This is a genomic window from Vagococcus bubulae (assembly GCF_003950315.1).
In the GTDB taxonomy this organism is placed as follows: Bacteria; Bacillota; Bacilli; order Lactobacillales; family Vagococcaceae; genus Vagococcus; species Vagococcus bubulae.
In genome coordinates this window covers 135,229-160,491 of sequence record NZ_NGJT01000001.1, presented here as the reverse complement: position 1 = coordinate 160,491, position 25,263 = coordinate 135,229, and the positions used below count along the sequence as shown (strand labels likewise).

At 34.2% G+C, this 25,263-nt stretch carries 22 protein-coding genes; 5 read left to right on the top strand and 17 right to left on the bottom strand.

The features are described from left to right. Positions 1 to 27: 27 nt before the first annotated feature. The 12 genes from CBF36_RS00725 to CBF36_RS00670 all read right to left on the bottom strand — a co-directional run bounded on the left by CBF36_RS00725 (position 28) and on the right by CBF36_RS00670 (position 12,659). The gene (locus CBF36_RS00725) at positions 28 to 1,203 is read right to left on the bottom strand and encodes a DUF998 domain-containing protein (protein ID WP_125955727.1); all 1,176 of its coding nucleotides are present in this window, start codon (positions 1,201 to 1,203) and stop codon (positions 28 to 30) included. Positions 1,204 to 1,322: 119 nt separating this feature from the next. After that, a complete protein-coding gene (xerS, locus tag CBF36_RS00720; protein WP_125955725.1) occupies positions 1,323 to 2,402 on the bottom strand; it encodes a tyrosine recombinase XerS in 1,080 nt (359 codons plus the stop codon). A 655-nt stretch (positions 2,403 to 3,057) separates the two neighbouring features. Next, positions 3,058 to 3,840 carry an ABC transporter ATP-binding protein gene (locus tag CBF36_RS00715; RefSeq protein WP_125955724.1) on the bottom strand — a complete coding sequence of 261 codons (783 nt, stop codon included), beginning with the start codon at positions 3,838 to 3,840 and terminating at the stop codon, positions 3,058 to 3,060. A 1-nt stretch (position 3,841) separates the two neighbouring features. After that, positions 3,842 to 4,669, bottom strand: a complete 828-nt coding sequence (pheA, locus tag CBF36_RS00710; protein WP_125955722.1) for a prephenate dehydratase — start codon at positions 4,667 to 4,669, stop codon at positions 3,842 to 3,844. After that, the gene (locus CBF36_RS00705) at positions 4,670 to 5,173 is read right to left on the bottom strand and encodes a shikimate kinase (RefSeq protein ID WP_125955720.1); all 504 of its coding nucleotides are present in this window, start codon (positions 5,171 to 5,173) and stop codon (positions 4,670 to 4,672) included. It lies immediately after the preceding gene. Next, positions 5,170 to 6,456 (bottom strand): 3-phosphoshikimate 1-carboxyvinyltransferase, encoded by a 1,287-nt coding sequence (gene aroA / locus CBF36_RS00700; protein ID WP_125955719.1) that lies wholly within the window; start codon positions 6,454 to 6,456, stop codon positions 5,170 to 5,172. The genes CBF36_RS00705 and aroA overlap by 4 nt, the downstream gene beginning before the upstream one ends. Positions 6,457 to 6,471: 15 nt before the next feature. After that, positions 6,472 to 7,563 (bottom strand): prephenate dehydrogenase, encoded by a 1,092-nt coding sequence (locus tag CBF36_RS00695; protein WP_125955717.1) that lies wholly within the window; start codon positions 7,561 to 7,563, stop codon positions 6,472 to 6,474. Between the two features lie 17 nt (positions 7,564 to 7,580). Beyond that, a complete protein-coding gene (aroC, locus tag CBF36_RS00690; protein WP_125955715.1) occupies positions 7,581 to 8,747 on the bottom strand; it encodes a chorismate synthase in 1,167 nt (388 codons plus the stop codon). Continuing rightward, complete coding sequence (gene aroB / locus CBF36_RS00685; RefSeq protein WP_125955713.1) at positions 8,747 to 9,814, bottom strand: 3-dehydroquinate synthase; 1,068 nt, start codon at positions 9,812 to 9,814, stop codon at positions 8,747 to 8,749. The genes aroC and aroB overlap by 1 nt, the downstream gene beginning before the upstream one ends. Positions 9,815 to 9,832: 18 nt before the next feature. Next, entirely contained in the window at positions 9,833 to 10,852 is a 1,020-nt protein-coding gene (gene aroF, locus CBF36_RS00680; RefSeq protein ID WP_125955884.1) for a 3-deoxy-7-phosphoheptulonate synthase, read from the bottom strand. 17 nt (positions 10,853 to 10,869) lie between these two features. Next, positions 10,870 to 11,736 (bottom strand): shikimate dehydrogenase, encoded by an 867-nt coding sequence (aroE, locus tag CBF36_RS00675; protein WP_125955712.1) that lies wholly within the window; start codon positions 11,734 to 11,736, stop codon positions 10,870 to 10,872. A gap of 398 nt (positions 11,737 to 12,134) precedes the next feature. Then, entirely contained in the window at positions 12,135 to 12,659 is a 525-nt protein-coding gene (locus tag CBF36_RS00670) for a GNAT family N-acetyltransferase (RefSeq protein ID WP_125955710.1), read from the bottom strand. A 262-nt stretch (positions 12,660 to 12,921) separates the two neighbouring features. Here CBF36_RS00670 and CBF36_RS00665 point away from each other — a divergent pair, with 262 nt between their 5' ends. Next, entirely contained in the window at positions 12,922 to 13,476 is a 555-nt protein-coding gene (locus CBF36_RS00665; RefSeq protein WP_125955709.1) for a tyrosine-type recombinase/integrase, read from the top strand. Positions 13,477 to 13,630: 154 nt separating this feature from the next. Here the strand turns inward: CBF36_RS00665 and CBF36_RS00660 are convergent, their stop codons facing one another. The 3 genes from CBF36_RS00660 to CBF36_RS00650 all read right to left on the bottom strand — a co-directional run bounded on the left by CBF36_RS00660 (position 13,631) and on the right by CBF36_RS00650 (position 19,742). After that, positions 13,631 to 14,014, bottom strand: coding sequence for a VOC family protein (locus tag CBF36_RS00660; protein WP_125955707.1), 384 nt, complete (start codon positions 14,012 to 14,014; stop codon positions 13,631 to 13,633). A 76-nt stretch (positions 14,015 to 14,090) separates the two neighbouring features. Then, positions 14,091 to 15,077 (bottom strand): choloylglycine hydrolase family protein, encoded by a 987-nt coding sequence (locus CBF36_RS00655; RefSeq protein WP_125955706.1) that lies wholly within the window; start codon positions 15,075 to 15,077, stop codon positions 14,091 to 14,093. Positions 15,078 to 15,299: 222 nt separating this feature from the next. Then, the gene (locus CBF36_RS00650; RefSeq protein ID WP_125955704.1) at positions 15,300 to 19,742 is read right to left on the bottom strand and encodes a 5'-nucleotidase C-terminal domain-containing protein; all 4,443 of its coding nucleotides are present in this window, start codon (positions 19,740 to 19,742) and stop codon (positions 15,300 to 15,302) included. A gap of 174 nt (positions 19,743 to 19,916) precedes the next feature. Between CBF36_RS00650 and CBF36_RS00645 the strand changes: the two genes are divergently transcribed. Both CBF36_RS00645 and CBF36_RS00640 read left to right on the top strand, forming a co-directional pair. Continuing rightward, positions 19,917 to 20,294: a PH domain-containing protein gene (locus CBF36_RS00645; RefSeq protein ID WP_125955703.1), complete on the top strand. Its 378-nt coding sequence runs from the start codon at positions 19,917 to 19,919 to the stop codon at positions 20,292 to 20,294. 126 nt (positions 20,295 to 20,420) lie between these two features. After that, complete coding sequence (locus tag CBF36_RS00640; protein WP_243637946.1) at positions 20,421 to 22,400, top strand: elongation factor G; 1,980 nt, start codon at positions 20,421 to 20,423, stop codon at positions 22,398 to 22,400. A 151-nt stretch (positions 22,401 to 22,551) separates the two neighbouring features. On the opposite strand, the gene CBF36_RS00635 is transcribed toward CBF36_RS00640, so the two are convergent. Continuing rightward, positions 22,552 to 23,391 carry a D-alanyl-D-alanine carboxypeptidase family protein gene (locus CBF36_RS00635; RefSeq protein ID WP_165865346.1) on the bottom strand — a complete coding sequence of 280 codons (840 nt, stop codon included), beginning with the start codon at positions 23,389 to 23,391 and terminating at the stop codon, positions 22,552 to 22,554. 92 nt (positions 23,392 to 23,483) lie between these two features. Continuing rightward, complete coding sequence (locus tag CBF36_RS00630; protein ID WP_125955699.1) at positions 23,484 to 23,891, bottom strand: DUF1129 domain-containing protein; 408 nt, start codon at positions 23,889 to 23,891, stop codon at positions 23,484 to 23,486. Between the two features lie 154 nt (positions 23,892 to 24,045). On the opposite strand from CBF36_RS00630, the gene CBF36_RS00625 reads away from it, so the two are divergent. Further along, positions 24,046 to 24,552, top strand: a complete 507-nt coding sequence (locus tag CBF36_RS00625) for a hypothetical protein (RefSeq protein ID WP_125955698.1) — start codon at positions 24,046 to 24,048, stop codon at positions 24,550 to 24,552. Positions 24,553 to 24,768: 216 nt separating this feature from the next. Continuing rightward, positions 24,769 to 25,233: a hypothetical protein gene (locus tag CBF36_RS00620; protein WP_125955696.1), complete on the top strand. Its 465-nt coding sequence runs from the start codon at positions 24,769 to 24,771 to the stop codon at positions 25,231 to 25,233. The last annotated feature ends 30 nt before the right edge of the window (positions 25,234 to 25,263 follow it).

Sequence of the window (25,263 nt, the reverse complement as noted above, 5' to 3'; positions counted from 1 at the left end):
TGAGGGAGTGTTCCTTCACATCATTTTTTAGTTATCAACTTCTTCAAGTTTCACTAAAATAATATCATCTTCATAAGCGCACAGTCGGTTAATTTGCTGTAATAACAATAATATCCAACTAAAGGCTAAACCAAAGGCTATAATTTCAAAAACGGTTAGCGAAAAATAACCAATTGTTTCAAATAAAAAATTTGCGACTAACAAAATGACGGCGATACCATATGAAACAATTAAAAACTCTTTTGTCACTTTAGGTAATAGCCATTTAATCCCTATGATAAGGATGATAATAATAAAAACCATAAGATTGGCTGCACGGTTATGTAATTCATGCCATACCCCTTCATTATTAGGAAAAAAGCCAACGCCCCCTAACGAAATGGAAAGAATGGTCATTAAAACTTGTAAAATAGTTATTCCTTTTCCTTTGTACCCATGATTTTTTAAATTAACGAATAAGTAGTCAACTAAAGCAATCATTAATAAAGAAGCTAAAATCAGGGTTAAATTAAATGGCCAACTCCTTACAGCTTCGTTCGTTCCAAGATAACTAAAATTATGTTGCCACCATTTACTTTGACTGTTTGTTAACATAGCGAAAAAGACGCCACCAATAATCACTGCAATTAATAAGGACACAATCATCGATGAAGTAAATATGTTAGCAGAATAAATCATAAAATAGTTAATAATACAGGCAAAAACGAAAAAGACAGCTGTTGCAGTAAAGACGTCAAAGCTAGCCCCAACAAATAGTTTACTAATCATCCAAAAAAAAGAGGACAATAGGAGAGCTAACGTGACGGTAAACGAGAAAATAATAGTAGGGACATTTCGCCAATAGATATCTAATGTCGATTTATTTTTAGGATTCCGTTTTCCTTTAATAAAAAAGTAGGAAAAAGAACACATGCCACTGATTAAACCCAAATAAATCAAGTGACTCGCAATAGAAAAATTACCGGTTAAAGGAATTTGTCCAAGTGATTTTTGATAAATAGAGTAGCAAAATATCAGTGTAATCACAATAGATGGGTAGATGAAGTACCTAAGCGAGATTGCTTCATTATTTTTGTCAATCGTTGGTTTTTCAAGAATTAGCCGATTATCTTCTTTCCTAATCTGTATTATTTTTTCGTCATCTAACTTATTTTCATTAATAAATGAGGCAGGTATGTCAACTCGATATTTTTTTTGAGACATAATGGAACTCCTTTGTATCTTTTCGATTTATAAAAATAAGTATAACAAAAATATGTCATAATTTTGAGATTATTTGATTAAAATTTATATATAAAAAGCCATTCACATAATGAATAGCTTTAGTTTGTCCATAAATCATTAATCGCTTCCCTTTTTTCTTCATCAACTAAATGAGTGTATAGAGCTGTGGCACTTGTTCCTGTTTGTCCTAGTTGATGGGAGACAGTTAGTAGACTATTTGTTTTTTTATAGAGTTGTGTTCCGACTGTATGGCGTAGTTTATGTGGGGTAATTCGTGTTTTAAAGGCACTGCTATATTTAGCGACTAATTTTTCAACAGTTGATTGATCAATTTGATGTGCTTGTCCACGGTAAAGTGAAAGAAATAAACTTTTTTGATTGTGTTTTGGGTGATAAAGAGTATGACGTTCTTTAGCATAGTCACGAATATATTCCATAAAAACAGAAGAAATCATCGTAGTATCTTTAAATCCACCTTTACGAATCACAGTGGCTTCCATATTCGCAATATCAAGATCTGAAACATTCATATTAACTAATTCTGATAAACGAATACCTGTTCCTAAAAATAGGGCAATAATGGCTAAATCACGTGTTTTATTTCGTTTAAACGCAAATTTAGCTTGGTGACTGGTTAACAAGTCTTCATACGAAGTATCAATAAACTCAATAAAGGCAAGAGATTCATCGCCAATTAATATTTTCTTTTCTATTGCTCTTGAGCGATCTTGAAGCGTTCGTCCAGTTTTAACATTGTCAACTTTTAACATAATATTTTGCTGCAAGTAAGGTTGCCCATTTTTATCTTCTGTTTGAGTCGCTAAAAAATGAAATAGGGACTTTAACGCAGTAATCGAACGTTGGATGCTAACATGACTTCTTAATCTTCCGTCTGAACTTGTTCCCATTCGTGGAGAGGAAAGAAGATAACCTTTATATAATTCGACATCGTCATACTTTAAAGCGTTCATTTCAGCAAGTGTGATATGAGAAATATCTGAAGAAAGAAGGGATTCATGTTGCAGCCATTCAAAAAAACGGCGGAATTCCTTAGAGTATTCATATAGTGTGGTAACAGAATAGGGAACGATGCTTTTTTTTTGTACATACTCATGAACAAAAAAGGGAAGAGTTTTTAATTCTAACTCTAGTCGATTAATATTTTTTTCTTGAGACATAGCATAACCTCCGAACATATGTTTGTATATATAATATCCTTTATTTTGATAGAAGTCAATAAAATTAACAGATGTTGTTATTTAAAAAAAAGAAGTAGAGTATGTTTCCTGAAAGCTAATACTTTCAAGAAAGGTAAAAAAGTAAGTGTTATCAGTTAGGAAGATTGATATTATTTATCTAATTAGTAATCATTGATTGGTATTAAAAAAATACTTTAGATCATTTATTGATTGTTGACTCGTTTTGTTACATTTTAATTATTATCATTTGTGTTATTTAATAACTGAAAAGTAATCATTTAAGTCATTGTTTATAGATTAATACAATGTGAAATTATGTATCTGTTGACATTAGAATCGCTTAAATATAGATAGACATAATGAATCACAGAGACTGAAATGATTGCAGCGAATGATTTATTGGGCTAAGTCACTTAAAGTAATAGGAATGATTAGCTAAATGAGTCATAAGAACATATTTGATTAGTTAGATGGTATGTTTAAGGTATCTTTTAACTTCTAAATCTACTTCGTTTAATATATATTATGTAAACCAATAACAAAAAATATTAATGAAACACGTCTTTGTACCTTCTATTCTCTTTAACTTGAGAATAACAAAAACTCTAAACTTATCTTGTAACAATAGATAAGTTTAGAGTTTTTTAGGGATAATAGTGATTCGGTTATCAGCTAGTTGAATGATATCTACATCATTATCATAAAATTGACTGAGTAAATCTTCATTGAAAATATCTTTAGTTAAACCTTTAGCAAATATTTGTCCGTTTTTTAGTAGCAAGACATGATTAAAACATGTCGGTATTTCTTCTATATAATGTGTAACAAAGATTAGTCCTTTTGTTTGTTGTTCATTTGCAATGGTATTAATTTTATCTAACATTGCTTCACGAGCGAATAAATCTAAACCATTACAAGGTTCATCAAAAATGAGTAATTCAGGTTTTGCCATTAAGGCTCTAGCAATGATGACTATTTGTTGCTGTCCTTGTGATAAAACGCCATAAGGTTTGTCTATTAATTCTTTGCCACCACATAATGACAACATATCAATCGCCAGTTTTTTATCAGATTCTGTTACATCTTCCCAAATACCAATACTTGCAAATTTCCCACTTAAAACAACTCTTTCTGCAACTTCATGCTCTTTGATCCGTTTTCTAAGATCAGAGCTAACCCATCCAATTCTTTTCTTTAAATCTGGTATAGATGTTTTTCCAAATGGTTGATTTAATACGGTTAAATCCCCACTTGAAGGCCATTCATATCCTGTGATTAGTTTTAAAAGCGTTGTTTTACCTGAACCATTTAATCCTAATATGGCCCAATTTTCATTATCATTCATTTGCCAGTTGATATCAGATAAAATGGGTTTTTGTTCACGTATAAACTTAACATTTTTACAATTGATTAACATGCTATCTCTCCTTTATGACAATAGGATAGTAACCTAAATGTTGTATGGTTGCTCCTAATAAAGAAATTTCTTCTAACGCATAATTGATTAAGTCTTTATTATTTGTAACAGGAACATCTAAAATAAAATAATACTCACCAAGCTCTGTTTTTAGTGGTCTAGATTCAATTTTACTCAAATCAATACTACGCCAAGCAAAAGCGGATAAAACTTTGTGGAGAATACCTGGTGCATTATTAGGTAAGGTAATAAAAAGCGTTAATTTTTCAATTGGTAACGAATCTTTTAACGGTTTTTTTCCTAGTAACCAAAAACGCGTTTGATTAAACCGATTATCTTGTATGTTGCGTGATAAAATATGTAACCCATACTCTTCTGCTGCTTCTTTAGAGGCAATGGCAGCAATAGATTCAGTTGGATGATTCGCCACATATTGTGCGGCAAAAGTCGTTGAGGCTACTTGCTCAATTAAACAATCAGGATAGTATGTTTCTAAAAAAGTTTGAGATTGGGCAATTGCTTGAGGATGAGATAATATTTTTTCGGGAATAACGGTCACATTTTTTACCAGTAGCTGTTGTTCAATTGGTAAGATAATCTCTTGGTACACCTGTATGTCTTTTTGATTAAATAAGCCATCTACACTGGTATGTACAGACCCTTCTAAAGAGTTTTCAATCGGTACAATCGCATAATCTATGTGGTCTTTTTTTAAGGCATTTAAACAGTTTGGAATACTTGTAAATGGTGTTAAAACAGCTGAGTCAAAACAATATGACGCTGCTTGATAGGTAAATGAGTTTTTTGGTCCTAAATAACCAACATGCATTTAATCACCTTCTATTTCTATAATCATATCGGCAATTTCTTCGGGTGTTTTATCTGTTGTATCAATAATATAATCAGCTATTTCTTCATATAATGGCACGCGTGGTAAATAGATATCTTTGATTTCCTCAATCGCTTTATCATGGACTAGCGGACGGTCATTGTCATTATCTTGATTAATCCGACTTAATAATTCATCTAGATTAGTTTGTAGGTACACAACTAAAGGCATCTCTTTTAAAATCTTTTGGTTTTCTCTTTCTAAAATAATTCCCCCACCAGGAGACACAATTCCTGGAAAGTCCATATGTTCTTTTAACACTTGTGTTTCCAATTTTCTAAACGCCTCTACGCCATATTTATCAAAGTATTCAGCTATGGGCATATTGATTGTTTCGACAATCTTCTGATCAAGGTCAACTTGTTCTCTCTTTGTTTTGTGAGCTAATATTTTTCCTACAGTTGTTTTACCAGCACCCATAAAACCTAATAGTACAACAGTCATTTATTCTCCCCCTCTGTCAATCGTGTCACATCTTCAAAAAAAGCAGGGTAAGAAACAGAAACGGCGTCTGATTTTTCCATATCAACGACTTCATCTGTCAACAGTGCAGCGATTTGTAACATCATCCCAATGCGATGATCACCTCGACTCGAAACAATCCCACCATGTAAGTTGGTTGGGCCGTTAATAATTAACCCATCCTCAGTTGGTGTAATATCTGCCCCTAAAGCAGTTAGTTCTTCAGCAGTCGCATCGATACGATTAGTCTCTTTTACTTTTAATTCTTCAGCGTTTTTAATCACGGTTGTCCCAGTTGCTTGAGTAGCTAATAAGGCAATAATCGGAATTTCATCTATCAATCGTGGGATAATGTCACCATCAATTGTAGTGGAAGTAAGATTACTTGTTTTTACAGTAATCGTTGCTGATTGATTGGCTTCATCTATCTCACTAATGACTACATCAGCTTTCATTTTTTCTAAAACATCTAATATACCTGTACGTGTTGGATTAATCCCAACATTTTTTAAAACAATCTCACTGTCAGGTACGATAGCGCCAGCGACTAAGAAAAAGGCAGCTGATGAGATATCTCCAGGTACTGTAACATCTTGTCCAACTAGTGATTGAGGGCCAGATACTCGAATTTCTTTACCATTTGTGTCGATTGTTCCACCAAATTGACGAATCATCTCTTCAGTATGATTTCTAGTTGGTTCTTTTTCGATAATGATTGTCTCACCTTGTGCTTGAAGAGCGGCAAATAAAATAGCCGATTTAACCTGTGCACTTGCAACAGGCATATGATAAGTAATGGGTGTCAGACGATCGTTTGCAGCAATGTGAATTGGTGGGTATTCAGAGTTTTCATGACCTGTAAGATGAGCATTCATTTGATTTAATGGAAGCATCACGCGATTCATAGGGCGTTTATTTAGGTACTCATCTCCATACAATACTGTTTCAAATGGTTGCTTAGCTAAAATCCCCATAATTAATCGAATGGTTGTACCAGAATTTCCTAAATCTAGTGCTTCAGATGGTTGTGATAAACCATCAACCCCCACACCAGTGACAGAAATAGTATCACCATCATCTGTGATTGGGACACCTAATTGTTTAAAGGCTTCTAATGTACTATAACAATCTTCCCCTCTTAAAAAGTTTTTAATGGTGGTTTTTCCATGAGAAATCGCACCGAACATAATACTTCGATGAGAGATTGATTTGTCAGCGGGAACATGAATCGTTCCTTTTAATGGGTGAGCAGAAATTAATTTCATTGGCTATACGTCCTCCTACTGTGTTCGACAAGTATAATCTGTCTGTGTCTCAATACATTCTTTCGCTTTTAATAAATCGTGATCGTTTTTAAAGCTAACTTGCAAGACACCGATTATATCTTCTCTTGTTTCTAAAATCTTTAAATTGATGATAGATAGTCGCTCTTCTCCTAATAAGCCTGTTACTTCCGCAATAATCCCCGGTTTATCTGGGACATCAACAAATAAATCATAAAAGGCAGGAATCGTTCCTTTTTGGTGAATAGGAAGTTGATCTCTTGTTTCTTTTGCTCGTTCAAAAAAACGATAGATTTCTTGCGCATTTTTTTGCTGTAACCACGTTTTAACTTGTGTCATTTGAGCTTGCCACTCATCTAGTTCCTCAATCAGCGTTGCACGATTACTCATTAAAATATCCGTCCACATTTTAGGGTCTGATGAGGCAATACGGGTAATATCGCGAAATCCTCCCGCAGCTAACTGTTTAGCTCTAGGATGGGCTTGATTAAAGGTATCTGCCTGATTGACCAATCCTGACGCGATAATGTGAGGCAAGTGAGATAACATGGCAGTAATCTCATCATGTTCACTAGAAGTCAATTCAACATACTTAGCTCTAGTGCCAATAAATAGTTCTTTTAGCTCGTTAACACGAGGAATGGCTAAGTCATTTGTAAAGATAAAATAAGCATTTTCAAATAAGTTGTCATCAGCCGCGGTCACACCTGATTTATGCGAGCCTGCCATTGGATGCGATCCAATAAAATCAAAAGGCATCTCTTTAGCAGTGGACATGATTTCTTGTTTTGTGCTTCCTGTATCAGTTACTAACACCGTTTCTTTTAGAGTCAGTGTAGACAACTGGTTTAAATAATGTATGGATACAGATACTGGTGTGGAGAGAATAATGACATCGGAATCACATACACCTGTGTCAAAATCTTCTGGAATATCATCGACAATTCCTGTTTTTTTTGCGATGAGCTTGGTACTATCAAGAGCATCCCATCCTAAAATGAAGGTATTAGGATGGGCATTTTTAATACACTTTGCTAAGGAAGCCCCAATTAAACCAAGGCCTATTATCATGATCTTTTTTTGTGTCATAAAACGCCTCCTAGAAGCTAAAAGTTTTTCGTATACTCTCTATATTCTTTAACGGATGCAACCAATTCTTCAAATGAATCACTTTCAAATTTTTCTAGTATCTCATTTGCGACCACTGTTGCGACCACATTTTCTGCCACCACACTAGCAGCTGGGACAGCCGTACTATCAGAACGTTCGATACTCGCTTTGTAAGGTTCTTTTGTGTCAATGTCAACACTTTGAAGTGGTTTGTATAAAGTTGGGATAGGTTTCATGACGCCACGCACAACAATGGGTTCGCCGTTTGTCATGCCTCCTTCAAATCCTCCTAAATTATTTGTCCGACGCGTGTATCCTTTTTGGTCATCCCAAATAATTTCATCCATGACTTGAGAGCCAGGTAAAACACCCGCTTCAAACCCAACACCAAACTCTGCTCCTTTAAAGGCATTAATACTAACGACTGCTTGAGCAATTTTTGCGTCAAGTTTTCTATCCCATTGGACATAGCTACCTAAACCAGCTGGAACGCCACCAACCAACACTTCAACAACACCACCAATCGTGTCGCCTTTTTTCTTTGTTTCATCGATTAAATCACGGATTTCTTGTTCGACAGAAGCATCCACCACTCGAACATCGGATTTATCGGAAATGTCGCGAATTTCTGATACAGTTAGACCGTCTGGAATCGTTGCTTTAATGCCACCTAGCATGGTGACGTGACCGGCTACTTCGATATCTAATTCCGATAAGATTTTTTTTGCAATTGCCCCAATCGCTACACGCATGGTTGTTTCACGAGCAGAAGAGCGTTCTAATACATTGCGCAAATCATCAAAATGATATTTCATTCCACCGACTAAATCTGCATGTCCAGGTCTAGGTCTAGCAACACGGCGAATAGACTTTTGTTTTTCAGGGACATCTTCAATCCCCATTACTTTGGTCCAATTTTTCCAGTCTTTATTTTCGACTACTAGCGTAATAGGAGATCCGAGAGTTTTTCCGTGACGTAAGCCAGATGTAATCCGGACTCTATCAGTCTCGATAATCATCCGACCACCACGACCATAACCAGTTTGTCGTCTAATTAATTCCTTGTTAATATCATCTGCAGTTAAGGGTAATCCTGCAGGTAATCCTTCGATAATGGCCGTTAATTCAGGACCATGAGATTCACCAGCTGTAATATATCTCACTAAACTTCCTCCTCGATAATGTAGTCTTTTATTGTTTCTATAGGAATATCGACAATTTTAGCTTGTCCGATTTCTTTTAATAAAATAATTTTGATGGTATTACCACGAGCTTTTTTATCGTGTGTGATGGCTTCATAGATAGTTTGTTTATCTAGAGTAATGACTGTTGGAAGATTGAATTTTTCAAGCATAGCAACCAAGTCAGTTGTAATCCCTTTAGGCGTTTGATTAAATTTTTCTGCTTGAGTGGATATCATTACCATACCCAAACTAACACCCTCACCATGACTAATGACACCATATCCAGATGTTTTTTCAATTGCATGGCCAATCGTATGACCAAAATTAAGTGTCAAGCGACTACCATGGTCGAATACATCTTCTTCAACAACACGACGTTTGACATTTAATGAGGCATCAATGACTTCTTCTGCATGATTGAGTAAATCTTCTTCATTTTTTAATGTGCCTAAGAAACGCCAAAGATTTTTATCGGCAATCGCGGCTGATTTGATGATTTCGGCAATCCCTTCTCTAACACGTCTCATTTCTAGTGTGTTTAACACGTTAGGATCAATCAAGACGCCGTCAGGTTGAGCAAACGTCCCAACTAAATTTTTTGCTTTTTTTGTGTTAACTGCCGTTTTTCCACCAATACTTGAATCAACTTGTGCTAGTAAGGTCGTTGGAATTTGTAAGAAATGAATCCCTCTCATATACGTTGAGGCAACAAATCCTGCTAAGTCACCAATCACACCACCACCTAAAGCAATCACACCATCACTTCGTGTAAAGCCATTATCAGCTAAAGCATCATATAGTTGAGTCGCTTGTTCTAATGATTTGCTTTCTTCACCAGGTGGAACAACTAGCAAGGTGATGTCAAATCCATTGTCTATCAGACTATCAATCACATCATCGCTATATAATTCTGCAACCGTTTCATCTGTAATAATAGCGATTCGTTGCGGTCTCCAAAGATTCGCTACCCAATGACCACAAGACTTAAGTAAGCCTCGTTTTACGTCAATTTTATAATGGTGGTTTGGTAAATTTACTTCAATCATGCAAAAGACTCCTTTAGTTTATAATGATTTAATATCTTCCATTGCTTTAACTAGGATGTTGACTTCATCCATCATTTTTAAGTAAGTTTTTTCATTTAATGACTGTTGACCATCTGACCAAGCGTTTGCTGGATCTGGGTGAATTTCAACGATCATACCATCAGCCCCTGCAGCGACACTTGCTCTTGCCATTGGCGTCACTAAGTCCCATACTCCTGTCCCATGACTTGGGTCAGCAATAACAGGGAAATGACTTAATTTTTTAATAATAGGAATGGCACTTAGATCAAACGTGTTTCGTGTTGCTGTTTCGTATGTACGAATACCACGTTCAATAAAGATAACATCACTCTTACCAGAAATCGCAATGTATTCAGCAGCGTTTAACCATTCATCAATTGTTCCGGCAATACCTCGTTTTAATCCGATTGGTTTACCAGTTTGTCCTACTGCACTAAGTAACTTGTAGTTTTGCATGTTTCTAGCACCTATTTGTAGGATATCACTGTACTCAGCTACCATATCAATATGAGCTTCATCCATTACCTCAGTGATGACTTTCATATCAAACTCATCAGCCGCTTGTCTAATGTATTTTAGACCTTCTTCTTCTAAACCTTGGAAAGCGTAAGGAGATGTACGAGGTTTAAAAGCTCCACCACGTAAGACGCTTGCTCCACCAGCTTTTGCCATGCGAGCAGTTTCACGGATTTGGTCTAATCCCTCAATAGAACATGGCCCTGCCATTGTAACAAAACTACCGTCACCGATTTTTAACCCATCAACATCTACTACAGTATTATCTGGATGGAACTCACGAGAGCTTAGTTTATATGTGTTGGTAATACGAACAGTTTTATCTACCCCTTCGTAGCTTTTGAACGCAACATCTTGAATATTTCGAGTATCGCCTTTAATTCCTAAGACCACTTGTTCTTCACCAGTATTAACTTGTACTTCTAAATCACTTTCTTCAATTCTTTTTACCACTTTATCAATTTGCTCACTTGTTGCTCCTAATTTCATAATAACGATCATCATTTTTTCCCTCTTTCTTAAATAGTATCAATAATATCTTTTACTTTTTTTACTGGCATATCTTCATTTGTCCAAAGATTAAATGCCTTAGCTCCTTGATATAATAACATATCAAGACCATTAATGGTTTGACAGCCTTTTGATTGTGCTTGTTTTAGTAATAGTGTTTTTCTTGGATTATAAATGACATCATAGACAACTAAATCTTTTCTAAAGATAGCATCATCTGTGATGAGACTCTCATCGGTTGTCATACCTACACTCGTTGAGTTAACTAAGAGATGTGACTGACTGATAGCTTGTTTTAAAGCAGGTAAATCAAATAAATTCGTAATAGTGATCTTACATGTTACTTTATCAGATAGTTCCTCAATCTTTTTTTGCATATCATCAAAACGTTCGCCAGGACGACTAAATAAATGAATCTTTTTAAATCCATCTAATGCAGCTTGAACCACAATAGCAGTAGCTGCGCCACCTGCTCCTAAAAGGGTCATGGTTTGATTTTTAATCGGAACTTGATTGACACGCAAACTTTCCATAAAACCAAATCCATCTGTATTATGTCCAATTAACTTACCCTCTTTATGAACAATTGTATTAATAGCTCCTATCAAAGTTGCTTCTTTAGACAATTCATCCATAAGCGGGAGAGCATTAACTTTATGCGGCATTGATAAATTAACTCCCATCATATTTAATGTACGAATAGAGTTGATTGCAGCGTCAAGTTGGTCTGGTTTAATATCAAATGCTAGATAAACAGCATTGATACCAAGTTCTTCAAACGATGTGGTATGCAACGTTGGAGATAAACTGTGTTTTGCAGGACTAGCGAAAAATCCTGCTAATCTAGTGTGGCCATTCACTTCGATACACGACATGTTTGTTAATTCCTCCTAATAAAAAAGATGTTCACGTAGACTTAAAAATTTCTACAGTGAACATCTTTATACTTAATATACAGTATATATAAAACACCACTATAGATTTTCTTAAGATCTATGTGGGTTTTGAAATCAATCTAAATTTCCTTAGCCATCATAGATACAAACTTGGGTTGTTTGTATCCATACGTTGATGAACACAAACCTATCTAAAATAGCTAAAGTAGTAATTATTCAGTTGTGGGCTTTTTATTATATGAGTTGTTTTCATGATATTTCCACTCCAAACTGATGTAAGATTGAATTAAGTATAGTGGTTAAATGAGAGATTGTCAATAAAATAATTAAAATTTCATTTGATTTATGCTATCTTTTTTAAAAACACACTATTAGGTTTACATAATATAATTATTGTTATCTAAATAAATGAGATAGTGATCTACTTTGGATTGGTTTACTAACATAGTGTGTTGGTAGATACCTTGGTTGTTTTCAATCACCTTTTTAGATGCAATGTTAGTTTCTTTACAAGTTAACAGTACTTTTTTTAATCCTAACGTATGTGCCTTTTTTAGCGTTTCTTTAAGTAATAATGTTCCATAACCTTTTCCTTGATAAGTAGGTGAAATACTATAACTAATGTGTCCCCCTTCTTTTTGTAGATAAGGTGTTAAATGATGTTTGACATCAGAGATACCGACCATTTCATCTAAGTGGTTAATGAGTGCATAATGTGTTGTTTGAACCGATTGTTTGTAATCTTTTGTTTTTAAAATCGTGACATCTCGCAACCATTTTTCGATATTTTTTGATCGCTGCAATTGATTGGCGCCGTGTATGATATCGTGTGTTTGATTAAATGACTCTTTAAATTGTTTGATGGTTGGAATATCTATTTCTTCTATTAATACTAGTTTCATTATTTTTCCTCAATTTCTAAATCATGATTTTAAGCGCTTGTTTGGGTAATTACCTATCAGAAAAAATTTAAAGTGCTTAGAATCGTCCTAAAATAAATAGCGAAAATCATCTTTTTCGAATTTGAGTTCACTATATTATGTAAAATCGTGAACTTAAGAGTTGATTTATCAAGTGTTTAAAATTCTATATTATTAAGTTCATTATTGTGTTATTATATAATAAAAATAGTGAACTGTAAATTTTAGAGAAAAGAGTGGTAAAATGTCGTATAATGTTCAACCATTACGCAGTCAAACAGAGATAGATGATTTTTTATTTTGGCTTAGAAGAACAAACCATCCAGAACGTGATACCTTTCTATTTATTTTTGGGATTAACAACGGATTGAGAATGTCAGATATCGTGAAACTAAAAGTAAGAGATATCAAATATGAAAAACGTCCTATCATTGTGGAAAGAAAAACTGGGAAACGAAAAGTATTGTATCTTGATAATTTACAAGATGTCATTGCAGAATATATTGAAGGAAAAGACGATGATGAATGGTTATTCCCTAGCCGTCAGCAAGGTGGACACTTGAAAGTAAACACGGTGTATAAACAATATCAAAAAATCGCGGATAATTTAGGTAGAAAAGATATTGGCACTCACTCTCTTAGGAAAACATTTGGTTATCATTATTACCGAAAAACAAGAGATATTGCGACATTAATGGAAATATTTAATCATAGTTCTGAAAAAGTGACCAAACGATATATCGGGATAACAACGGATGAAATTGGCAATACGTTAGCAGATTTCAGATTAGGAATATAAAAAAGAGGCTGACCCAAAAGTAATTTTTTAAATAAAAATCATTTGACTAACAAAATAGAAATCCCATGAAATAAACGTTCTAATTAACGGATATCATGGGATTTTTTCTATTTTAGGATTTTTTCTATTTTAGGACTTTTTAGTCAGCCTCTTTTTAACCTGTAATTTCAATTTGATTGTTTTCTGGATCTAAAATGACACTTTCATAATAGCCGTCCCCTGTTATTCTAGGACCACTCAACACTTTATATCCATCTTCTTTTAATTGTGACGTCAAGATGTCTACTTTTTCTTTTGAATTTGTTTTAAAAGCTAAGTGAGTCAATCCTGTTCGGTATAATTGTTTTTCTTCGTCCACTTTATCTGGACGAGTCATTATTTCTAATCGTGCGCCTGTTTCAAATGAGAGAAAGTAAGTCTCTAATCCTGTCTTTGGGTTATGGTATTTTTGGTTTGCTGTGGCATTAAAATAAACTTCATAAAACGCTCTCATTTTTTCTAAATCATTAACGTACATGGCAGCGTGTTCTAAATGCATGTTTCCTCCTCCTCTTTTTCTTGTTTAGTTAGATTATATCATAAAAAGAGCGTTATTTTTAAACGCTCTTTCGTCTTTAGTTCAATTTTGTTACAGAAAAATCTTGTGATACTGAAAATACAGTAGCCTCATCTTTTGAGCACAAATCTTCCGTTAGTTCTACTGAAAATACTTCCTGTGTATAGTATGGATTAAAGTAGTAAGTGGCACTATTCAAGTTAAATACAGCACGATATTGCGTATAATCATTGTGACCATCGTCTTTAATGTTTACTCCCTTAGGAATGGTGACAGTGTTTAAAATGTGAAAGATGCTGTTTAGAGTTTGTGATTCATTTTTTCCTTTTTCTGCGTATGTTTTCATATAAGTTGCACGCACAAATCGCTCTGGTGATGTTAACCCACCTGGTAAACCATATGTTCCTGATCCTTGTCCAAAAGGTTTGATGGTATAGTCTTCAAATTCTTTTGATTGATAATTTGTTGGTTTGATAAATAAATAATTATTTAAATTCGTTAAATGCCATTCAAGTGTTGGGCTATTTGTCATGACTCCAACTGGATTATCTTTGATGGTTAACGTTTCATTATTTGTTTCTACTACAACGCATTTTCCAGTTCTATCTGACACGATAAAATGCAGTGGTGTCATAACGGATAACAAGGGATTGCTTACCCCAATCATCGCTACCTGTTTTATTACCTCTTTTAATTCATCAATGCTTGCAACATGTCCAAGTACCCATGTTAAAAATTCGTCTTGGGTTAAATTAATTTTCCCTTCAACCGGATTTGTTTGATAAGATGCTTCATTAAGGTAATACAGCTCTGCAATAGCAAGTCCTTTTTCATTCACCCCATCAGCAAACATGTAATCACGACCTATTTTTTGCCCTGTTCCAACAAAAGCATAGGTTGTTTTTAAAGTGCCTTCAAAATGAAAGGTTGAGGCATAATGTCTTGGTATGGCAATTGGTAAGCCGTTTAATTCAAACCCAAAATCCATGGTACGAGCAAAAAAGGTTAATTTATCTTCTGATTGTAATGTAATACTTGTGCACATTCTGTATTCCTCCTAGTCTATTTGACTCTTTCATCATATCAAAATTTTCTAACAAACCATGGTCATTCTATGATAATTTTATTGTCCAAAAGACACTTTTGTATGACGATATCATTTTAAATAGATACAATAATTAAACAAGTTGGTTTTATCCTATTATGGTTTGTACTTAAAGTCAAAAACAAACCCTCCAAAATAGCTGGAGAGTTTGTTTAAAATAACTTATGCCACTTTTTTTGTTTTCTTAATGTAGATAATTGTTGAAGTCCCTAAAACTAAGCTTAATCCAATGATAGAATAGACTTGTTTCTTTTCACCAGTTTTTGGTAAGTTTTTTGTTGATGTTGGTTTAGATTGACTTCCAATATATGGTGTTTTACTGTTACTTGATGAGTTACCTGATTGATTATTCACTGAATCACTGATTTCTTGTGGTTCTTTAGATATTGTGTCTTCAGTAGACTCCTGTGTGGTGTTATCATTAATCACATGTTTTTCAAGTGTAGCTAATTGTTCAGTCACTTGTTTTGTCATATCATCCACTTGTTTTTGAGTAATCTTTGTTGATGATGCTTCTTTTTTCGCTTGCTCTAATAGATTAGTTGCATCTTTTATAAGGTTAGAAAATGTGTGCCATGCTTGTTTTTCGTAGCGAGCTTCTTCTTTTTTGTTTGCTTTAACAAGGACATCTTCTAAGTTGCTTAAATCTAATTTTACAATCGGATCTGTTTGACCATCATTTTCAGCTTTTTTCACTGCCTCTTGTAAGTTTTTAGTGTATTGGTCAATAATCGCTTGAGCTTGACCATTATCATCTCTTGCACTACCTAGTTGTGAATTTAAGGCAGTTGCTTCAGCTAATACTTTTTTTGCAGTTTTAAGCATTTCTTTTAAGTTTTTATCATTTAATTTTTCAGCTGTTTGAATGTCTTTTTCAAGCGTTGAAACAGAGACACGTCCTACTAAATCTTTTTCAATTAAATCATTGATAGTGAGTGTGTTGATGTTTGGCGTGCGATTATTTGGTGTACTCTCAATTGTAAGAATGCCATTTTTTACTGCGTCAATCATCACTGGACGTAAGAAATGAGTTAAGCCATCAGCTCCCACTAGTTCCCAATTTGTGACGATTTCGTCTTTTGGATGAATGACTTTCTTATCTTTAATATAGCTTGCAATTAAGCCTCTTAATGTATCTGGATCAGTATCAAAGTAAGGAGCTTTTGTCACCCATCCATTTTTTTGTAAGTTACCATAGCGATAATTATTAATAGCTAATTTGTATTCTTTATTATCATCAATTGGTTTTCCTTTAATTGTTGGGTTGATAATTCGTTGCCCAACAGGTTTTGACACGTCAATTTGATAGTCTACTCCAGCGAACATGTCATAATTATACACACGAATTTTACTATCAAGATTGCCACTTCCACCAAAACTAACAGTTAAATCTCCGTCTTTATATTGGTTATAGTATTTCGCACTATCTTCCATAAATTCTTTTAAGTGTTTCCCTGTAATTTCGACACCAACTAAAGTATTGGCATATTTATAAATGTCAAAAATATTTGAATACGTGATAGAACCTTTATTTAATTGACTATCTGCTTTAAAGAGTGATGCTGCTGCCACATCTGCTTTTGTGGCTTTTAATTGCACGTTGTTGATGAGTGAAATCAAAGCAGTTGGAGCCATCTGAGCTTCTGGAATACCAGGCACTTGTTGTTCAGGTAAGAAATTATCAGATGCTTGACCAATTTCTTCTTTAATGTACTTGATTGTTGCGTCATGAGCTTCTTTTGTTGCTTCTTTTACAGCGTTATCCGCTTCAACTTTTGCTAAGTTGACGTCTTCAACAGTTGACGTTTTGATTTCCCATTTGTTTGTTTTATCATTGTATGCCATATCTAACTCGATACGGCTCATCTCTGATCCTGTATCTTTGGAGCCTGCGACTGGTTTTTCTACCCCATTGGCATCTTTAATTTTTGTTGCGATTGTTTTATGGTCATGACCTACGATAAAGGCATCAATTTCTGTAACATTTTTGACCACGTTAATTGCCGCACTTTCAGCACGTGAATTATCTAATCCGGCATGAATTGACGCAATAATCACGTCTGGTTTTTCTTTTTCTTCAATTATTTTGACTTGTTTTTTCGCTTCTTCTTCTAACCCTTTAAATGTTAATTTTTCTACTCTTGGACCATCCCATAATGGAACATCTGGAACAGTCATTCCTAAAATAGCGACTTTTAAGCCATTTTTTTCGACCACTGTGTAGGGCTCTACTAAATGTTTACCATCTTTTTTAATATAAGTATTCGCAGAAAGAAGTGGGAATGTTGCTTCTTTGACTAATTTTTTGATAACATCTTGTCCAAAGTTAAATTCATGATTTCCTAAGGTCATAGAATCATAGCCAATGACGTTCATCGCTTTAATGATTGGGTGTTCTAATTTTAGTAAATCTGGATTTACATTGTACAAGTCATCCGTTAAAATCGTTCCTTGGATGATGTCCCCATTATCAACTAAGATGACATTTTCTTTTCCCTTTTCTTCTCTCACACTGTTAGCATAAGTCGCTACTTTGGCTAGCCCATTGCCAGCTTCTTTGTTATCTTCATATGAGTAGTTCCAGATATTGCCATGAACATCTGTCGTCCCTAAAATAGTCAGATTTTTTTCTTTTTCATTTGATGCGGCAGCTTGTTTTTTACGTCCTTCGACTTTTGCTGAAACAGTTTTTTGTGATTTAATGTAATTCACAAAAATGTTTGTATCAGGGTCAAGCTCCCCAATCAGCGTCCCTTTTGTAAAGGCAGCAAAGCCATCTCCCCCACCAAATAAGAAGTCGTTAATCACGACTTTATAAGTTTTATCGGCTTTAAGAGGCGTTTTATCTCCTTTTTCAGAAATAACTGTCACATCTTTTATTTTTCTGGTGTCATTAGTTGTGCCATCAGCATTTTTTGATACCTCACCTGTAAAGGTATAAGACATCCCTGATACTTGTAAGAAATAATGTTGGATAAATTGTTGATTTAACGCTTCGATTAAATCAGCACCTTTGATAGATACCACTTGCATGACATTTCCAAAAGGTTGTACAGCCTGAGCTGCTCCCCACGTAATGTCTCCGTTATCAGTTACCTGTAAATCTGCTCTAATCCCGCCATTATTGGTTATTGCAAAATCAATTGGTGTATTGTCATCTTTAAAAGTTTCTCGTGCTATCTGTAATTGACCATCTGTGATTAGGTTACCTAGTGCTGATTCTTGTTCGTTAGCATTATTAACGTCCCGCGAAATGAGTTTTCCATCACTGGTTTTTCCGATGACTTCATTGACCAATGTTGAAATTCTCTCATCTGCGTCCGTTACGATGGCTTGAACTTCGGCATTTGGTTTTAAAGTTGAAGCTGGTGTTGATTTATCCGTTAAGACAGGTGATACGACGCCTTTAGGGGTGTCAACAAAATCTTGTGTTTCCACATCAATATCACCCATGACGTTAGAAAAAGCTTTACCTTGAGAAGTCCCTTGAATCACACGAACATTTTGATACACTCCATTAGCATAAGTGTGACTATGTCCGGCAAAAAAGGCATCCACACTATTTTCTGGATCTAGTTGATTCATTTTAGCAATGATTTCAGTTGTTTCCCCACCAAGTGAGGCATCCACACCAGAAGCTCCAGTGTGTCCGATAACAACAATCGCATTGACCCCTTTACTTCTCAATTCTTTTGCATTATCTACGATAGCTTGAGCTGGGTCAATAAAGGTGTAGTCTTTGACATGCTGTGCTAATACTAGATTAGGAATTTCATCTGTTACCACCCCAATAAATCCAACTTTAACATCACCAAATGTTTCAATGGTATATGGAGCGTAACCAAATGGACTTTTTTGTGTAGCTTTATCTAACACATTTGCGGATAAAATTTTCATGTTAGATTTTTCGCGAGGGTAGTTATTGATAATTTCAGTGTCTTGCACACTACCTTTAATCGGAGCATTTCCTTCTATAATACGGTTAAACTCAGGTAACCCCTCATCGAATTCGTGATTTCCTAAAATCCCTAGTTTGATGTTTAACCGATTCATGATTTTTATGGTCGGCTCATCTTGTAATAAAGCTGAATTAGATGGACTAGCCCCCACTAAATCTCCTGCTTGAACGCGAAGAGAGGCTCCTTCTTGATTGGCTTGTTTAAATTGTTGTTCTGCATTGTCTAATTCAGCAGATAAATAGGCAGCTTTTCCTACATTAGATAGTTTTGAATCAAGGTATGCTGACCCTGTTGTATTGATTGCACCATGAAAATCATTAATCCCTAAAATTTGAATAGGAACCGTTTTTTTCTTCTTTGTTGTGTCTTTTTCTTCTTTTTTAGCAGAAGGTTCAATCGACTCATCTGTTTTTTTAAGAGTCTGATTGTCTGTCGCAATCTTTTCCCCTTCTGTTATGTTTTGACTGTCTGTTTTACTCTCTTGTGAACTAGTTGTTGTCTCGGTTTTTTCAACCACCTCACTAACACTTGTTGAGTCAACCGCCACATCTTGTGCTGCGGCAACAGTCGCCACGCCCCCTACGAGGTAACTACTCACCAATGTAAGTGTTACTAATTTATTTACCAACGTTTGAACCTTTTTCAAACTAGACTCCTCCTTTTATAACTCTATTGTTATGTATTACAACAATACCACGTAAGCGCTTTCTTTTCAATTTGTTCTTTTAAAAAAACTAAAAATATATTTTTTGTATAGTATTTCGTTTTTTTGCCATTACTGTTAAAAAAATGGTATGATTAAAAAAAGGAGTGTGATGTTATGGGATTATTTGATGGGTTAATGGGAAATGCAAGTGAAATGAGCCATAAGGAAGTACGAAAAGAATTGGATCATATCCTTGTTCCACATGAAGACATTAATCTAGCTTATAAATTAGTCAGAGATTTAATTGTGTTTACTGAATTGCGTTTAATCATTGTTGATAAACAAGGGGTAACTGGAAAGAAAATAGAATATAAATCGATTCCTTATAAAAGTATTTCCAGATTTAGCGTTGAAACATCAGGTCATTTTGATTTAGATGCAGAACTAAAAATATGGATTTCCAGTGGACTTGAACCAGCTGAATCTTTACAATTTAGAAAAGATGGCAGTATCACTGAAATTCAACAAGCTTTGGCACTAGCAGTATTATAAAAAATAAAATGTATGAGATGAACAAATTGTTGATTTTATACGTTTTATTTTTTTATGAAGCACCTCTTCTTCCATGGTATAATTGGTTTTATTAGTTTTTCGCATGAGTCACTAGGAGGAATGAGTGTGTTGCAAAAAAATAAAGTCATTGGTGTTTTTTCTCATGTAGATGGCGGGAAAACAACTCTAATGGAAGCTATTTTATATAAAAAAGACGTGATAAAAGAAATCGGTAATGTCAATAAAGGGACAACATTTCTTGATAATGAGCCAATAGAAAGACGGCGTGGCATTACATTTTCAAGTAAACCAGTTCGTTTTAATGTTAATCAACAACCTTACACATTTATTGATACACCTGGACATATGGATTTGACTTTTGAAATGGAACGGATTTTACAAGTTGTTGATATTGCTATTGTCATTGTAAGTGCGATGGACGGTGTGACAGGTTACACTGAAACCATTGTTGATTTATGTCAAGAGTATGGTATTCCTATCCTGATGTTTGTTAATAAAATAGATGTCGATACAGTTGATTTAGTATCTTTAAAAGAAGAATTAAGTCGCTTTTCAGAAAAAATTATCCCTTTTGATACCCATTCATTAGAGGATAATAGTGAATTTCTCGAAGAATGGGCCCTACTAGATGATGACTGGCTCACCATTATGGTCGATAATCGAGAAATCGTGATGGAGGATAAATTACATTTTCTAAGCACAGCAATTATGAGTAAAACAATCATTCCTTGTGTATTTGGCTCTGCTTTAACACTGATAGGGGTAAATGAGTTGTTAGAGTTACTGGATATGTTAGAATTAACCAAAAATGAAAATAATACCCCCGCTGCACAAGTTTATAAAATAACTCATGATAGAAAAGGAATAAGACATGCCCATGCTAAAATTATTTCAGGGACTTTTCATTCAAAAGATACAATCAAGATAAGAAAATCAGAAGACACGTTGAAAATTAATGAGTTATTCTTTCCCCAAGGAAATCACTTTATAAAAGTAGATGATGCCAAAGAAGGCGATATTGTGACCATGACTGGACTAACAAGTGTATCGCCTGGAGAATTTTTAACTAGTTCACTTGTTGAGTCAAAAGATATTCCATTAGATATTTCATTCAAACGTGATCCGATATTTGAAGTACAAGTTGTCCCAAGTGATGTTGTACGCTTTGACGATATGGTGACAAGTTTTCATTTATTAGCAAATGAAGACCCTATGTTAAAGTTACGGTATAAAAAAGAAGTGAATGAATTGTATATTAGCATTGTTGGGGTGATTCAAATGGAGTATTTAAAAGAGATATTCCTTGAAAGATTTTCTTTTAGTATTGATTTCTTACCTCCGAGTGTTTTATACAAAGAAACGATTACTCAATCTGTTATTGGCGTTGGTCATTATGAACCATTAAGACATTATGCAGAGGTCGCTTTACTGTTAGAACCTGGGGAGTCAGGTCAAGGTATTGTAATTAAAAATAAATGCCTTAGAGAAAACTTGGAAATTAATTTTCAACAGCGTGTGTTACAGCATATTAAAGAAAAAACACATCTTAGTGTTTTAACAGGCTCTCCTTTAACGGATGTGACGATAACCTTATTAGATGGACTAGCACATTACCCAGAAACAAAAGGTGGCGATTTTAGAGAAGCAACTTATCGTGCGATACGCCATGGGTTAATGAAAATAAAGGAAACAAGCCAGCTTCTTGAACCGTGGTACTCACTCAAAATATCAGTTCCTTCTGAGTTAGTTGGTAAAGTAAGTGCGGATGTAGTTAAAATGGGAGGAACTGTATACCCTACTATGACTGCCACTAAAGAGATGACAACCATCGAAGCCAGTGTCCCTGTTGCATCGTTTATTGACTATCCTTTGTCGTTTGCTTCATTTACTAAAAATAAAGGAAGATTGAAAATGACTTTAAAGGGATATTATCCTTGTCAAAATCAAGAAGAATTGATTGAAACCCTCTCTTATCATCCAGAAAGTGATCGAGAAAATACCGCTAATTCTATCTTTTTTAAAAAAGGAAAAGGCTACGATGTCCACTGGTCCGAAGTCGATGAGTTGAAACATCTCTCTATATAAATAAAAACATGTCAAGCGTGTTATAAACGTTTGGCATGTTTTGTATGTTAGATGACACGAATGGCGTGAAAGGTGTGTCTCTCTATTTAAACAAGCTAAAGAAACAAATAAAATAACTCAGCCATATGATGTATATGTTCCCTAACCTTTTTTATAATGATTGATAAATCATTTTAGCATCAGTCATGTTGAATTGTTCGGTATCGTGATTTCCTTTCGCTCCAACAGATACAAGGATATATTCTTGACCGTCAATGACAGCTAAACTGGCTAAACATAGTCCAGCATCTTCTGTATAACCTGTTTTACCACCTAATAATTCACCATTTCTTAAAGATATTTCGCCAAATTTTTCAAAAACGGTACTGTAAAATACAAATTGATCATCCTGAAAAAACTTTGAAGTAAAGATTGCTCTAAAATCACCGTTCTTTAATGCATAGTTGGTCAATAAAGCCAAGTCTGCTACTGTTGTATACTGTTCCTTATCATCTAACCCATAAGAGTTGGTAAAGTGAGTGCGATTCATCCCAAGTTCTTTTGCTTTTTGGTTCATTTCTTCAACGAACGTCTCTTCACTACCAGAAACGTGTTTTGCTAAAGAAACAGCCGCATCAGCTCCTGATGGCAACATTAATCCATATAAAAGTTCCCTGACAGTTACTTGATCTCCTGGTTGAAAACCTGCCATAGAAGCACCTGAATTTTGTAATTGTATCACTTTATCAGTATCTACCGTTGCTATATTATAGATGTTATCAGTTTTTTCTAATGTAATAATTGCTGTCATTATTTTTGCTAATGAAGCAGGTTTTATCTTTTTATTTTTTTGTTTGGATGCAATGGTTTTACCTGTTGTATCAATTAAAATCGCTGCTTGACTATGTATAGGTTTTAAACCAACTTCAAATGTCCCATTTCGGTAAAAATGATACCCAAATACGGAAAAGCTAAATATCGCTAAAACTACTAACCCTTTTCTTAATCTCACCCCAGATAGTCTCCTTTTCTCATTTATAAGACTATCTTACCTTTTAATTAAGTTATTTTATATAGGACGAAAGAATGAGATTGAACGTTTTTTTACCGTTTTTTATAGTAATCAAATAATTCATTTATTAATAGTATTAATGCCCATGCTAAGATAGCTAAGCTAAAAAGAAACAAAAGAAAATATGGATCAATTAAGAAATTTAGTAATTCCACTTGCATGAGTCCATTATAAGTTGCAGCAAAAGTCACTCCACCAAGTGCAAAATATGTTAGTGATTGATAAAAAGGAAAGGTTGTTTTTTGTGACAAATAACCAAATAATCCCTTTACTCCTACAATCACCCTTCCCATCATTAAGCCCATTCCTAATAAATATAGCCATAGATACCAGTTCGGCTGATTATCGACAGGTTTGACATGTAATGATTTTTCGAAAAAGCTAAATGAAAGAATGGTTCCAATAATAATTAGACTAAGCGCTGTGATGAATTTTTTCATTTGTTCACCTCTTTTATGATTTGCCTAATGATACCATTATAAAATTTCTCCGTAAATTATTTTATTAAGGGACATATTTGACTAAATAATAAAATAACAAACAATAAAAATCATGGTATAATCAACTTCTATAATGACGTTATTGGAGGATAAAATGAGGGATAAACGAGATATTATAATTGTTATTTTAATTGTGGTAATATTTGCAGGTGGTGGGTATTTTTTAGGGACAAAAAATAAAGAAAAAAGCTCAACTACTTCTACTTTAAAAACTGAAGTATCATCTACGATAAAAGAAATAGAGAGTACAACACAAATAAGTACACTGGAGTCAACGAGAGAATCACAAAGTACTGAAGCATCATTGAGTCAAAAAGATATAGCACTTGATAAAATGATATCGCTACAAGGTAAATGGTCAATTCCTTCAACGGATAGCTTTCTAACTATTCATGAAGATGGCTCTTGGTCATCAACAACAGTTGGAATGAATGAACCAAGGCAACTAGATATACAAATTGACTCTTACAATGCCATAAGTGATACTTTGTATGTTTCAATTAGTGGTGAAGCTGCTCAGATACATATCATCACAAATGAAAAAATGATAATTGATTATAATGATGGAACAGCCCCACTAGAATATGTGCTCGTTAATTAAAAAATCACCCTCTCTTTTCGTTTTAACCAAAAAAAGAGGGTGATTTTTTATAAGTTAAATTCAAATAATGTTTCGATTGGAACATCTAAGACTCTTGAAATTTTAACAGCGAGTTCTAAAGAGGGATTATACTTTGCTTGTTTGATTCTTTCTTGAAATATGCTAACATCAATAGAGCAAATTTGATATACTTTTTCTAAAAGGATGTGATTTAAATTGTGGTCCGGTTACATAATTCCATTTTTAACAATACTTTTTTCATATTTTCTGGGTTTATTTTCTAATAAAGCAACAAAAAAAGATGTGGTTGACTTAAAACGATATGAAACTTTCTATGTGCCTTTTATGAGTAAAACTATGCATTTAAGTTATTCTAAACAGAAACATAGTAAACTCCCTCTACATATTCGACGAGAATTCACCAACTTAATTATGGAAAATATTCAATATCTAGGGAAAGATTCTAGCAAAATCATTCCAGAATATTATTATTTAAGTGCTGAGATAATTACACTTGAACTTGATAAAAGATTACCTGACATAGAATCTGACCTTGAAAGAGTTTATCAAAATCTTGAAATAGCAATCCTACAAGAAGCAGAATCGTTATCAAAATCTTTAAAATATCCTAATCTGGCCAGAGTTATTTTAAATGACATAGAATCAAAAATTAAGAACTAAAGTTTTTACTAGTTCTTTTTTATTTTCCCT